Source organism: Corallococcus sp. EGB (assembly GCF_019968905.1).
Taxonomy (GTDB): domain Bacteria; phylum Myxococcota; class Myxococcia; order Myxococcales; family Myxococcaceae; genus Corallococcus.
This window is the reverse complement of the sequence record NZ_CP079946.1, coordinates 4,343,413-4,357,019: the sequence shown is the minus strand read 5'-3', so window position 1 is coordinate 4,357,019 and position 13,607 is coordinate 4,343,413. Positions and strand designations below refer to the sequence as shown.

Annotated in this window: 11 protein-coding genes; 3 read left to right on the top strand and 8 right to left on the bottom strand. The window is 71.3% G+C overall.

Annotated features, from left to right (window positions below; translation table 11 throughout):
- Window positions 1-130: 130 nt before the first annotated feature.
- The 7 genes from KYK13_RS18400 to KYK13_RS18370 all read right to left on the bottom strand — a co-directional run bounded on the left by KYK13_RS18400 (window position 131) and on the right by KYK13_RS18370 (window position 8,324).
- On the bottom strand, window positions 131-955 hold the full coding sequence (locus KYK13_RS18400) for a GNAT family N-acetyltransferase (RefSeq protein WP_223645991.1): 825 nt from the start codon (window positions 953-955) through the stop codon (window positions 131-133).
- A gap of 221 nt (window positions 956-1,176) precedes the next feature.
- Window positions 1,177-1,893, bottom strand: coding sequence for a hypothetical protein (locus tag KYK13_RS18395; protein ID WP_223645989.1), 717 nt, complete (start codon window positions 1,891-1,893; stop codon window positions 1,177-1,179).
- Window positions 1,890-3,956: a serine/threonine-protein kinase gene (locus tag KYK13_RS18390; protein WP_223645987.1), complete on the bottom strand. Its 2,067-nt coding sequence runs from the start codon at window positions 3,954-3,956 to the stop codon at window positions 1,890-1,892. The genes KYK13_RS18395 and KYK13_RS18390 overlap by 4 nt, the downstream gene beginning before the upstream one ends.
- A gap of 52 nt (window positions 3,957-4,008) precedes the next feature.
- On the bottom strand, window positions 4,009-4,536 hold the full coding sequence (locus KYK13_RS39340) for a Dickkopf N-terminal cysteine-rich domain-containing protein (protein WP_223645985.1): 528 nt from the start codon (window positions 4,534-4,536) through the stop codon (window positions 4,009-4,011).
- Between the two features lie 41 nt (window positions 4,537-4,577).
- The gene (locus KYK13_RS18380; RefSeq protein ID WP_223645983.1) at window positions 4,578-6,302 is read right to left on the bottom strand and encodes a sigma 54-interacting transcriptional regulator; all 1,725 of its coding nucleotides are present in this window, start codon (window positions 6,300-6,302) and stop codon (window positions 4,578-4,580) included.
- 64 nt (window positions 6,303-6,366) lie between these two features.
- Entirely contained in the window at window positions 6,367-7,065 is a 699-nt protein-coding gene (locus KYK13_RS18375) for a carbonic anhydrase (RefSeq protein WP_223645981.1), read from the bottom strand.
- Window positions 7,062-8,324: an FAD/NAD(P)-binding oxidoreductase gene (locus KYK13_RS18370; protein ID WP_223645980.1), complete on the bottom strand. Its 1,263-nt coding sequence runs from the start codon at window positions 8,322-8,324 to the stop codon at window positions 7,062-7,064. Before KYK13_RS18370 ends, KYK13_RS18375 begins: the two co-directional genes overlap by 4 nt.
- A gap of 318 nt (window positions 8,325-8,642) precedes the next feature.
- Here KYK13_RS18370 and KYK13_RS18365 point away from each other — a divergent pair, with 318 nt between their 5' ends.
- Entirely contained in the window at window positions 8,643-9,338 is a 696-nt protein-coding gene (locus KYK13_RS18365) for an MBL fold metallo-hydrolase (protein ID WP_223645979.1), read from the top strand.
- Between the two features lie 2 nt (window positions 9,339-9,340).
- Here KYK13_RS18365 and KYK13_RS18360 read toward each other — a convergent pair whose 3' ends face one another.
- On the bottom strand, window positions 9,341-9,892 hold the full coding sequence (locus KYK13_RS18360; protein WP_223645978.1) for a glutathione peroxidase: 552 nt from the start codon (window positions 9,890-9,892) through the stop codon (window positions 9,341-9,343).
- A gap of 192 nt (window positions 9,893-10,084) precedes the next feature.
- On the opposite strand from KYK13_RS18360, the gene KYK13_RS18355 reads away from it, so the two are divergent.
- On the top strand, window positions 10,085-12,202 hold the full coding sequence (locus KYK13_RS18355; RefSeq protein WP_223645977.1) for an ATP-binding protein: 2,118 nt from the start codon (window positions 10,085-10,087) through the stop codon (window positions 12,200-12,202).
- Window positions 12,192-13,568 carry a sigma-54 dependent transcriptional regulator gene (locus tag KYK13_RS18350; protein WP_223645976.1) on the top strand — a complete coding sequence of 459 codons (1,377 nt, stop codon included), beginning with the start codon at window positions 12,192-12,194 and terminating at the stop codon, window positions 13,566-13,568. The genes KYK13_RS18355 and KYK13_RS18350 overlap by 11 nt, the downstream gene beginning before the upstream one ends.
- Window positions 13,569-13,607 lie beyond the last annotated feature (39 nt).

Genomic DNA, 13,607 nt, shown 5'->3' with positions numbered 1-13,607 from the left:
AGGGGCTGACAGGGCCGTCCCCGGGAGGTGCCCGCGCGCAGGCCAGGCGCGGCACGTTCCGGGGGGCCCAACCCGCGCGACGTGCCGGTGCCCCTGGCGTCCACCGTGCCGCTGCGGTCTCCGTGTCCGCTCAGGGTGACGGCACCAGCCCCGCACCGGGCTTCACCAGCACGACGCGTGAGTAGGCCATCTGGAAGCCCAGGCGCATGGCGTTGCGCTCCGTGGGGATGCCGGGCGCGGACATGATGGTGGCCAGGTCGGAGCCCTTCTCCAGCCCTCGCTGGAGGCGCGCGGCGATGAGCGCCTGCTGCACGCCCCGTCGCCGGTACGCGGGCAGCACCGACGTGCCATACAGCGACGTGAGCCCGTCACTCACCTCGCAGCTCCCGGCCCCCACCGCCACACCCTCGAGCCATGCCACGTAGGAGTCCGTGGTGGGGTTGCGTGCCCCCTTCAGCCCTGCGTCCCGGAACACCTCCGGCATGGACTCGCCTTCCGGGACGAACCCGCTGCCGGAGAGTTCCACGAACTGACACACCGCCGCTTCGTCGGATGGATCCACCCGCTCGACGCGCAGCCCGGCGGGGGCCGCTTGCGCCATCCTCGACAGGTCCTCTCCCGCGCGCAGCGGGCGGTAGAGCACCGTCTCGAACTCGCGCAGCACGAAGCCGCGGTCCGCCAGCCCCTTCAGCAGGGATGGCGGCGCGAAGGGGCTCAGCTCCGCCTTCGGCTCCACCCCGCGCGACGCGAAGAAGGCCACCAGCGCGTCCAGCTCCGCGTCCGTGACGCCGCGCTCGAAGCCATAGCCGCACGACTTGTTGATGTAGGAGCCCACGGCACCGAACACCATCCAGCCGTCGGCGAGCGGGGCGGACTCCGTGGCCAGGGCCGCCACGGAGGCGGCCTGCTTGCGTTCGAACCGCCGGGCGAACTCCACCAGGTTCACTTCGTTCATCCGCCTCCTCTACACCAGGGCCGCCGCGACGTCAGGAGCTCGGAGCGCGGACCTGCCCGTCGTGGAGAAGAGCCTGGGCAATGTGTCCGGATGAGACCTGACGCGCCACCGTGACCCGGGCCCGCTCAAGGCGTGCGAGCCTCGCCAGTTCCAGTCAGACCGACCTCCGAGGGGAGCAACTGCTCACGAAGGGCCACCGGCCCGCGTCGCTCCGTCAACGCTCATCCGGGCCCGCTTCCCGTGGACGCGGGTGAGGACAGCAGGCCGTCCAGCACGCCGTAGGCGTAGAGCGCCGCGAAGGCATACGCGCCCACGAGATAGGAGACGTTGAAGGCCCTGGCCGTGGGTGCGTCCTGCGCCGAGTAGCGCCCGTCCGGGCCGCGCAGGGACAGGGCCACGCCCAGGGAGACGGCGGACGCGGCGAACATCGTGCCCTGCCCCACCGCGAGCACGGTGCCCTTGGTGCACTCACCGTGGACCAGGTGGCCCACGCCGAACGGCACCAGGTACCAGCCCTTCGAGGCAGGGCGGGACTCCACGAGGATGGGGGCGGCAGGAACGGACCGGGGCAGGAGCACGGGCGGACGGCGGCGGGCGGCTCGCCGGTCAATCTGCTCGCGGCGCTGGACGGTCACCCGTTCCACGAAGGCGATGAAGTCCGGCGGATACATCAGCGGATCCAGCTTCGCGTCGGCGTTGAGCACGATCCCCTCCACAACCTCCTGCTCCGCGCGAGCGAGGTCCTCCTGAGCGTGGAGCGTCGCCGCGAGCAGCAGGTGGGCTTCGGCCTCCTCTAGGGGGTTCGAGAGTCGTGGAGGCTGGAGCAGGGCCTCCAGCGCGGCCCGGGCGCGGAGCAGGTCGCCGGACTGGTAGGCCTCGCGAGCAGGGCCCAGCGACGAGGACGCGGCGAGCACCAGGGACACGATGGCGGTCTTCATGGCGAGGACTCCAGCACGACCGTGGTGCGGGTGCCCGCGACCGCCTTCAGCGAGTGCCTCAGCACGTTGCCTCCCGGGTCGCGGGCGGACAGGACGTGCCCGCCGTGCGTGAGCGTCACGGGGTCGCGCAGCGGGGCCACGCCCACCTCCCTGCCGTCGACGAAGACGCGGGATGCCGCGGGCGCGACGATGGTGACTTCCGCGTCGCGCACGCGGAGGGCGACTTCACGGGAGACAGACTCACCGGCGGCCACTTCGAGCTGTTCCTCGACGGGTTCGCACAGCGGATTGGAGAAGCGGAGCCGGTGCGCGCCGGGCGAGAGCCGCAGCTCGCGCAGCCGTGGGGTGTAGCCACGGCTCTGGCCGTCCACGAACACCTCGGCCCACGGGCGCGTCGCCACCGTGATCGTCGCGAAGGACTGGGCGTCCGGAACGCGCACGGGCACCTCCGCGTCGGCGGGCTCCGGAGTCGCGGGCTGGGCAGTGGGGGCCGGTGAAGCCGACGCTGTCCGAGCAGTCCTGCCCTGCGCATCAGGACGCGCGGCTCTTGCCGGCGTGCCCACCGTCCGGTTCAAGGGGCGTGAGGCCGCCACCGCAGGAGTGACGCTGGCGTCCGTCATGGGAGCGGCCGAGGACTCCGCGCTTGCAGGCGCGGGCGCGATTGGCGGAGGCACCACGGGAGTTGACGCTGCTGCACGTGAATCGCTACCGGGTGGCGAGGCCGCGTTCACGGACACCGAGCGGTTCAAAGAACCCTCCGTGCCCCTGCCCACACGCCCTGCCCACACGCCCAGGCCCACCAGCACGCCCACGAGTGCCGCGCCCGCCTTGAGCCGATGCCGTCGCGACAAACGCGCGGCCCTCGCGCCCGCCAAGAGCCGCGGCTGCTGTGGCCCGTGCAAAAGCACACCACCCGGAATGGGCCGGTGCTGCTCCTGCGCACGCCGGTGCACCCCTCCAGCCGCAGTGCCCGTCCGATGCAGCCATGGGCGCGCGAGTGCTCCCCAAGCGCGCCGGATCAGCCCCTGCTTCATGGGACGCGAGCGCAGAAGCGCCAGCACCTCGGGCGCCCCAGGCCGAAGTGCCAGCGCGGCATTGAGACACCGCGCGGCCTGAGCGCCCTGCCCTGCCGAGAGCAGCACGCGGCCTTCGTCCAACAGCCGCGCGAACCGGTCCTCGCGCCAGCGGGCCACGGAAGCCTCCGGGGCCACGAAGAAGGCGCGGGACGCTTCGGAGGGAGCACCAACCCAGGGGCGCACCACCGCCTCCAACTCGCGAGCCAGCACCGCGCCATCCGCGGGACGGTCACGAGCATCCCGTGACAGGCACCTCGCGACCAGTCCACTCAGAGGCACGGGCGTGCCCGGCGAGACCTCCGCCAGTAGCGGCGCATCGCGAGTCATTGCGGAAACCGCCAGCCGCGCACTGCCCTCTCCCGCATGCGGTGTCCTGCCCGAGCACAGCTCGAACAACACGACCCCCACGGCATAGACATCCGACGCCGGAGACCACGCACCGGTATCGATGCGCTCGGGAGCCATGTACGCGAGCGAGCCGATGACTGCGCCGGTGCTCGTCAGCCGCGCCCGGTCCGCCAGCGCGGCGATGCCGAAGTCCGCGAGCTTCAGCGGCCCCCCATGTGCCACGAGCACGTTCTCCGGCTTGATATCCCGGTGCACCACGCCGCGCGCGTGCGCTGCCTCCAGCCCCCGGGCGAGCTCCCAGCCCAGGAGCGCAACGGCCTCTGGCGGCATGGGAGCCAGGCGCCGCGCCAGCTCGCGCAGGCTCTCCCCCTGCACCCATTCACAGACGAGGAACGGGCCCCGCACGGCGTCCTCGCCAAAGTCATGCACCGCCAGCACGTTGGGGTGCTGGAGCGACGCCACCACCTCCGCCTCCTGGCGGAAGCGCTCGGTGAAGCGTGCGTCCAGGCCCGGGTGCAGCACCTTCACCGCCACGCGGCGGGACAGCCGCAGGTCGCGGGCGAGGAAGACCGTCGCCATCCCGCCCCGCCCCAGCTCCTGCTCCAACTGATAGCGGCCGGCCAGCAGTTCGCCCGTCATCGCGCGCGCAGTCTAGGAAGCGCGATCCGCGCGAGCAAACCCCCGGGTCCGCTCACGGCCGACACACGCGCAAGCCGGTTCCGGAAATCGGCACGCACGAGCCGGCGCCCCCACCGGGGCACTCCGCGTCCGACCGGCAGGGTTGGTGGCACTTTCTCCCACCCCCCGAGTCGGTACAGAAACCACAGGGAGTGCAGTCCATGGAGGTCTCGCAGTATTCACTTAGGTGCCCGCCCGTGCGTCCTTCACAGGTCTCGACGCACGTGGACTCCGGTCCGCACTGGTAGCCCAGGGGGCAGCCCCGCTCGCAGCTTCGGACGCAATGCCCGCCCATGCATCGCGCGTTGCTCGCACAGTCGGAGCTGCTGGAACAGGGCTCCGTGAGGCGGGGACCGTCCTCGCAGACCTCGTAGAGGGAGTGGCAGCGCTGCCCCGCCGGACACTCCCGGTCGGCGTCACACGTCTGCTGGCAGGAGCTCTCGTCACAGCCCGCGTCCGCCTCCTCACGGACCTGGATGTCGAGCGGACAGCCCGGGGCCGCGAGCAGCGTGACCAGGAGGAACGCGAACAGGCAGCGCATGGGCCCAGGATTACTGCAAGGTTCAGGAGCAAGGACAGCCCTCAGCCTTCTTCCCCCAGGTACCGGAACACGGAGCGCAGGCCAATGCCCAGGGCCCGGGCTGCTTCCTTCTTGCTGCCGCCGCTGCGGGCAATGGCCTCGCGCACATAGCGCAGCACGAAGGCATCCCGCGCTTCATCCAGGGGCACCAGCGGCGCCGAGTCCGCGCCCAGGTCCAGATCCTCGACGCCAATGAGCTCTCCAGACGCGAGGATGGCCGCGCGCCGCACGCGGGACACGAGCTCGCGGACGTTGCCCGGGAAGGGATGGCCGCGCAGCGCCTCCGCCGCCTTCTGTGTGAATCCCCCCGCCCTGGCCCCCTGCTGCTTCAGGACATGGTGCGCGATGAGCAGCACGTCCTCACCGCGCTCCCGCAGCGCGGGCACCTCCAGGCGCACCTCGTCCAGGCGGAAGAGGAGGTCCTCGCGGAAGGCACCGCGGGCGACGAGCGCCTTCAACGGCTGATGCGTGGCTGCGATGACGCGCATGTCGACCTTGCGGGGACGGTGCTCGCCGAGCCGCGTCACCTCGTGCTCCTGGACCACGCGCAGCAGGCGCGACTGGAGCGACAGCGGCATGTCTCCAATCTCATCCAGGAAGAGCGTGCCCCCATCCGCCGCCTCCACCAGCCCCGCCCGATCAGAGGTCGCGCCAGAAAACGCCCCGCGAGCGTGGCCGAACAACTCGCGCTCGATGAGCGACTCCGGGAGCGCCGCGCAGTTGATGGCCACCAGCCGTCCGCGCCGGCCGCTTCGCCGGTGCAGCGCGCGGGCCACCTCCTCCTTCCCCGTGCCCGTCTCTCCCAGGACGAGCACGTGCAGGGACGTCGGCGCCAGGCGCTCAATCTGCCGATAGAGCTGACGCATGGCGGGCGATTCACCGATGAGCCCTTCGAACGTGGCGGAGGCGATGCGCTGCGTGAGGCTGTCCACCTGGGCGCGCAGCTCCATCAGCTCGCGCGACGTCGCCAGCAGCAGCGCCGCGAGCGACGAAAGCGCCGTGGCCTCCTCCAGCTCACGGGGCGAGAACGGAGCACTGCCCAGGCGGCGTCCCAGGTACACGGCGCAAAGTGGCGCGGAGGCCGCGCGAAGCGGCAGCACGAGCGCGGACGTCAGCCGCAGGGCCAGCACACTGGGGGCCCCCGCGAGCGCCGCCTCGGCCGCGACATCCGGCACCAGCACCGGAGTCCCCGAGCCCACGACCTGGTCCACGAGGCTGTCCGCCACCACCGAGGCCGGCACGGAGTCCGTGGCCCCCAGCACCTGACGCCGCTCGCCCTCCACCGACACGAGGAAGCCCACGTCCGCGGCGGTGACCTCCGCGAAGCCCCGCAGCGCCGCCTCCAGCAGCTCCGACGCGGGCCGCTGCGCGAGCAGCCGGGAAGCGAAGTCCATCAGCACGCCCAGCAGGCGGGACGGCGTCGCGGCAGGCGCCACATGGACCGGGGCCTCGGAGGCCGTCAGCGTGAGCGACGCCTTGCCCACGCTGAAGGACTCCCCCACCTCCAGCGCAGCCAGCTCCACGCGCGTGCCGCGCACCCGGACGTCGCGGTCCGGGCCGGAGGCGGACACCGTCCACCCGCGCGCGTCACGAAACAGCAGGGCATGGCTGCGCTTCACTCCTGGCGCGGAGAGGACGACGTCGCACGCGGGTTCGGAGCCCACGGACACCACCGGCTTCTCCAGCGCGATGGAACGTCCGTCCGGCAGGGTCAGGAAGAAGCGCATCCTCGCCGCATCCTACCGCCCCGCCGCGGGCGCCGGCCCCCCACCTGTCATCAGCCCGGGGGGCTCACTCCTTCGTGAGGTCGTAGACCTCCTGGATGCTGTGGAGTGTCTGCTCGAAGTCGAGCTTCAGGTCCTGGAGGATGCCGTTGCGCAGGTCGAACACCCACGAGTGCACCGTGGGGAAGCCCCGCGTCAGGAAGGACTTCTGCACGGCGGCGGTCTTGATGATGTTGATGCTCTGCTCCAGGACGTTGAGCTCCACCAGCCGCTCGTAGCGCTTCGTCTCGTCCGCGATGGCGTCCAGCTCCTGCTTGTGGAAGCGGTACACGTCGCGGATGTTGCGCAGCCACGGGTTGAGGATGCCCAGGTCCTTGGGCTGCATCGCCGCGCGTACGCCGCCGCAGCCGTAGTGGCCACAGACGATGATGTGCTTCACGTCCAGCTGCCGGACGGCGTAGTTGATGACCGACATCACGTTGAGGTCGACGTTGTTGACCAGGTTGGCGACGTTGCGGTGCACGAACACGTCACCCGGCGCCAGGCCCATGATCTGGTTGGCCGGCACGCGGCTGTCCGAACATCCAATGTAGAGGAAGTCCGGCTGCTGCGACACGGACAGCTTGTTGAAGAATTCCGGATCCGAGCGGAGCTGCTCCTCCGCCCAGAGCTTGTTGTTCTCGAAGATCTTGTCGTAGGGAGTCACGGCCGCGAAGGTGGCACGAGCGGGCGCCAGCGTCGAGCGGTCACTTGCGCCAATGTTCACGCGCGACCACGGAGCATCCCGTCCCAGTACAGGCGGGGCAGGCCGTACTTCTTCAGCAGCCACAGGTCCCGCCGCTCCACGAAGGTGTTGATGAACGGCAGGCTCGGCGCCGGCCGGCCCTCGTAGTCGAACTCGGCGAGCAGCATCCGCCCATAGCCCGTCACCAGCGGGCAGGACGCATAGCCGTCATACCGGGCCGTGGGCTCACGCCCCGCCATCACCGCCACCAGGTTCTCCACGAGGACGGGGGCCTCCGCCCGGACTGCGGCGCCCGTGCGCGACGTGGGCAGGTCGCTCGCGTCTCCAATGGCGAAGACGTTCGGATGGTCCGGGTGCTGGAGCGTATGCTTGTGCGCCTTCACCCAGCCCGCGTTCGGTCCGTCCGCATGGGCCAGCGGGCTGCGCTTGATGAAGTCCGGCGCGCTCTGCGGCGGCGTGACGTGCAGCAGATCATACTCCAGCGTCACCTCCTCCCGGCGTCCGTCGCGCGTCACCGCGAAGACGGCCTCGCGGGTGGCCGAGCGCACCTCGACCAGGTCGTGGTGGAAGTGCGTCTGGATGCCGTAACGCTCCACGACGCCCTCCAGCACCCGGGCGAAGGGCTGCACCGCGAAGAGGGCTTTCCCCCCCGAGCCGAAGACGACCCGCGACCGCCCGGCGAGTCCGCTCCGGCGCAGGTGGTCCGCCACCAGGTACATGATCTTCTGCGGCGCCCCCGCGCACTTCACCGGCGTGGCCGGGTGGGTGAACAAGGCCGTCCCGCCCTGAAACGCGCGCACCATCTCCCAGGTCTTCGGCGCGAGCCGGAAGTCGTAGTTGCTGGACACGCACGGCGTCTCCAGCGCCTCACGCAGGCCCCGCACCCGGTCCCAATCCAGCTGGATGCCGGGAGCGACCACCAGGAAGTCGTAGGACACGCGCGTGCCCCCCCGCGTGAGCACCTGTTGCCGGACGGGATCCACCTCTTCCGCCCGGTCCCGGATCCACTGCGTCCCCGCGGGGATGTAGTCAGCCTCCGGCCGCACGGTGCTCCCGATGTCCGCGGCCCCGGCGCCCACCAGCGTCCACAGCGGCTGGTAGTAGTGATGCGCGGAGGGCTCGAGGACGGCGACCCCGTGCACGCCCTTGCGCTTCAGCCGCGCCGCGACCGTGAGGCCCGCGGTGCCGCCGCCGATGATCAGCACCCGGTGGTGCTCGGAGGCGAACGAAGGCTTGAGGAGAACGGATGCGTCGGTGCGTGCGGCCAGGGAAGCGGACATGGATGGCCTCCGGGAGGCAGCGGCGCCGGGCATCAACGCGAACGGCGAGACTGCGCGCCTCGGGGGCGCGCGACACCTGTCCTCCGGGGCGCCCCCCACGTCGCGCGGTCTACACTTCCGCGCGCCTCCTCCGGGCCCGAAGCATGCGCGCGCCGCGGGAGGCAGGCCCCCAGCCCGATGAGCGCTCCCCCAGAAGCGATAGAACAACTGGAGAAGACATACCTTTATTGAAACCTGACTTCCGGCGGAGGATTGAGCCACACGCAGCGCCTCCCCCGCTCGCCCGCCTCACGGCCCCCAGCGACCGGAGAATTCGACATGCTCTTCCGTCAGCTCTTCGACTCCGAGTCCTCGACCTACACCTACCTCATCGGTGACGAGGCCTCGCGCCAGGCCGTGCTCATCGACCCGGTGCTGGAGCAGGTGGAGCGCGATCTGCGGCTCGTTGACGAACTGGGACTCGTCCTCACGCACGTCCTCGACACCCACGTGCACGCGGACCACGTCACCGCGTCGGGGGCGCTGCGCGAGCGCACGAAGTGCCAGGTGGTGGCCGGAGCGGGCGGAGCCGAATGCGCCGACCTCCAGGTGCGCCACGGCGACACGGTGCGCGTCGGAGCATGCACCTTCCAGGTGCTCGCCACGCCGGGCCACACGGACGACAGCGTGAGCTACCTGCTCGGGGAGCGCGTCTTCACCGGCGACGCCCTGATGGTGCGAGGCAACGGCCGCACCGACTTCCAGAACGGCGACGCGGGTCAGCTCTACGACTCCATCACCCGCGTCCTCTTCCAGCTCCCGGACGCGACGCTCGTCTACCCCGCGCACGACTACCACGGTCACCTGGCGACGAGCATCGGGGAGGAGAAGCGGCACAACCCGCGCCTCGCGGGGAAGACCCGCGAGGAGTTCATTGCCGTGATGGCCGCGCTCAACCTGCCCCGGCCCAGGAAGATCGACCTCGCCGTCCCAGCCAACCGCGCCTGCGGACGGCTCCAGCCGCCGGAGTCCTGAGCTCAGGCCGGCTTCGCCAGCTCCGCGTCAATGGCCTGGACCAGCCGCGGATCCTCCGCCGTCACGTCCGGCGCGAAGCGGCCCGCGACGCGGCCATCCCGGCCGATGAGGAACTTCTCGAAGTTCCACTGCACCTCCGGCTTCGGGTTGGCCTCGATGCCGTAGCCCTTGAGGTTCGCGCGCATGGGCCCCTCGCCCGTGGCCTCCGGGATGGCGCCCGTCAGCGCGTGGTAGAGCGGGTGCTTGTCCGGTCCCACCACGGAGATCTTCGAGTACAGCGGGAAGGTCACGTCGTACTTCGTGGTGCAGAACTGCTGGATCTCCGCCTCGCTACCCGGCTCCTGCCCCATGAAGTTGTTCGCGGGGAAGCCCAGCACCTCCAGGCCCTTGCCCTGCCGGCTCGCGTAGAGCTTCTGGAGGCCTTCGTACTGGGGCGTCAGGCCGCACTTGGACGCGACGTTCACCACCAGCAGGACCTTGCCCCTGTACTGACCGAGCGTGCGGGGGGAACCGTCAATGCCGGTGAGGGGGATGTCGTACAGGTTCTGGCTCATGGTCAGGCTCGGTCTCCGTTCGAGGGGGCGGCCACTCTAGCGCAAGCCCGGAGCGGGGCTGGCGCCAGACAGGTCCGGCAAAGTGCCAGTCCCAGCGTGGTGATTTGCGGCGGTCGCGGCCTGGCGCGTGGCGCGATGCCTGGAGGGAACGACTGGCCCGGGCCTTGCGTTGTCCTGGCTCCTCCCCCGCCCATGCACCGGCTCCTTGTTCCCCTCGTCCTGCTGCTCGTGTCCCTGGCCAGCGTGGCGGGCGGCGCCGTGTGGTTCATCCAGCGCGACCGTCAGGCCCTGGTGGAGCAGTTCGCGCGCGACCGCCGGGCCCAGCTGGACGAGGCCGCCAGCGGCGTCGCCCGTTCGCTCGAGGACCTGGGGGACAACCTGCGCTTCGCGAGCGAGCTGCTCGCCCAGCCCGGTTCGGCCGGAGACCATTACAACGAGCTGCGCGCCCTGCTGGAGTCCGTGGGCCAGTACCGGGCCATCGCGGTGCTGGGGCCGGACGGCGACGAGCGGCTCTTCCTGGTGGACCACAAGTCGCGCCACCTCCCCCGGGAAGCCGTCCATCCCTCCGCGCTCGTGGAGACCGCGCGGCAGGCGCTCACGGCGCCGGAGGGACACGTCATCCCCTCGTTCCCCATCGAGGGGCCAACGTCCTCCGGATGGATGCGCGTCTTCGCCACGCGCATCGACTCCGACACGCCCGGGGGTGGAGGCGCCGTCGCCATCCTCGTGGACACCGAGCCCATCTTCGCGCCGCTGCGCATGGTGACGGTGGAGGAGAACACGCGGCTGCTCCTGCTGGGCGCGCACGGCATGCCCGCACCCATGAGCGACCCGACCCTCACGTCCTGGCACCGGAGGCTGGGGGGGCCCGAAGGCGCGCTCGTCCCCGGGCTCCGCGCGCTGGTGGAGCGGATGCGCGCGGGCGAGTCCGGGACGCTGCGCCTCCACGAGGCGCAGGCCGCGCGCCTGGGCCTGGGGGCCGCGGACGCGGTGGCCACGTTCCGCCCCTTGCGCATGCGAAGCGAGGCGTCCTGGTCCGTGGCGACGCTCTCCTCCACCAGCGCCCTGCGCTCCCATGAGCGCACGCTGGTGCTTCGCCTGTCGCTGGCGGCGCTCCTCGTGGCGGTGTTCCTGGTGGCGTTCGGGACGTATGTCGTGCTCGCCAACCGCCGCGCGGTGGCGCTCCGGGAGAGCCTGCGCCACGCCGCCCGGTTCGCGCACCTGCACGAGAAGACCCAGAAGATCCTCGACCACATCCCCACGGGCATCCTGGCCCTGAACCACGAGGGCCGCATCAGCGCCGTGAACCAGGCGCTGCGCGCGCGCCTGCCCGCCACCGCCGTGGGAAGCACGCTGCCAGAGGCCTTCCCCACCGCGACCGCCGTGGCGGTCCAGCGGCTGGAGGCCATGGTGCTGGCCGCGCGGGACAAGGGCGCCGTGCGCAGCCTGCACGGCGAACCACTCAGCCTCTTCAACGAGAAGGACCAGTTCAACGTCCACGCCGTCCCGCTGGAGCACAGCGACGGCGAGGCCAGCACGCTGCTGGTGCTGGAGGACCTGAGCAACGTGCGGATGCTGGAGGACCAGCTGCTGCGCGCGGAGAAGCTGGCCACGGTGGGGGTGCTCGCCGCGGGGGTGGCCCATGAAATCGGCACGCCGCTGGGCATCATCCGGGGCCACGCCGAATACATGCTCCAGAAGGTGGGCGGCGTGGAGCACCCGCAGGGCCGGGGCCTCACCGCCATCGTCACGCAGATCGACCGGGTGAGCCGCATCATCCGCCAGCTGTTGGACCTGTCGCGCCTGCAACCCGCGCCGGCCGGCGTCGTCCCGCTCGCGTCCGTGGTGCGCGGCCTCCAGGAGCTGCTCGACGTGGAGGCCGAGCGCCGGCGCGTCCACTTCGAGATGGACGTGCCCGAGCGGCTGCCCAGCCTCGCGGCGGACGCGGATCAGCTCCAGCAGGTGCTCCTCAACCTCGCCCTCAACGCCTGTGACGCGTGCAGCGCGGGAGGCCACGTGCGGCTGAGCGCCGCGGCGTGCATGGCGGGGGACACGCCGGCGGTGGAGATCCGCGTCCAGGACGATGGCCGCGGCATCGCGCCGGAGCACCTGCACCAGGTGTTCGACCCCTTCTTCACCACCAAGAAGCGCGGCCAGGGCACGGGCCTGGGGCTGAGCGTGGTGGCGCAGATCGTCCGCAATCACGGAGGCCAGGTGGGCGTCGAAAGCGAGCCCGGCCGAGGCACCGTCGTCACGCTGCGGTGGCCGGTGGCCGCCGCGTCCGGCTGGGAGGAACGGCATGCCGTCTAGCGCGCGCATCCTCGTGGTGGATGACCACGAGGAGATGGGACAGATGTTGAGGGAGCCCCTCACCGACGCGGGCTACCGCGTGGACCTCTCCACGGGCGGCGCGGACGCCATCGCCCAGCTGAGGGCCCGCGTCTACGACGTCATCCTGTGCGACCTGCGCATGGAGGAGGTGGACGGGCTGGACGTGCTCGCCGCCGCGCGCCGGCACGACCCGGAGCTGCCCGTGCTGCTGATGACCGCCTTCGGCGCGGTGGAGAGCGCGGTGGAGGCGATGAAGCGCGGCGCCTGGCACTACCTCACCAAGCCCTTCCGCCTGGACGAGGTGCTGCTCCACGTCGGCCGCGCGCTGGAGGCCCGGCGCCTGAGGTCCGAGCACCGCGACCTCAAGCGCCAGGTGGCCCAGCGCAACGGCATGGGCGCGCTGCTGGGCCACAGCGCCCCCATGCGAACGCTCTATGAACTCCTCGACCGCGTGGCGGCATCCGACGCGCCGGTGCTCATCCGGGGCGAGAGCGGCAGCGGCAAGGAGCTGGTCGCGAGGGCCCTGCATTCCGAGGGGCCACGAAACCCGGCGCCCTTCGTGGCGGTCAACTGCACCGCCCTGCCCCACGCGCTGCTGGAGAGCGAGCTGTTCGGCCACATCAAGGGCGCCTTCAGCGGCGCCACCACCACGCGCCGGGGCCTCTTCGTGGAGGCGGACGGAGGCACGCTCTTCCTCGATGAAATCGGGGACATGCCCCCGGAGCTCCAGGCGAAGCTGCTGCGCGTGCTCCAGGACGGCGAGGTGCGCGCGGTGGGAGCGGACGGCTCGCGCAAGGTGGACGTGCGCATCCTCGCCGCCACGCACCAGGACCTGGACGCGCGGGTGAAGGAGGGCCGCTTCCGGGCGGACCTCTTCTACCGGCTCAATGTCGTCTCACTCCGCGTCCCACCGCTGCGAGAGCGCTCGGAGGACATCCCGAAGCTCGCCGAGCACTTCGTGGCCCAGGCCCGCGCCCGCAACCCGCGCTCCCCCGTCACGGCCCTGGCCCCGGAGGTCCTGGCCACGCTCGCGCGCATGTCGTGGCCCGGCAACGTGCGCGAGCTGGAGAACCTGGTGGAGCGCCTGGTCGTCCTGGGCGCGCAGCCCACGGTGGACCTGGCCCAGCTGCGGCTGCACACCACCGAGGGTGCGGCGGACGTCCACCCGCTGGCCGCGGCCCACCAGGGGCAGGTGGTGCCGTTGCGACAATTGGAAGGTGAATACATCGCGTGGGTGGTTGCCCGCTGTGGAGGCAACAAGACGCGGGCGGCGGAGCTGCTGGGGATTGATGTCTCCACCATCCACCGTCGGGAGCGGACCGACAGCGGCGTTTCGCAACGCTAGGACGACGCGCTTTGCCAGTCATCGCGCCCCACCGCGCGA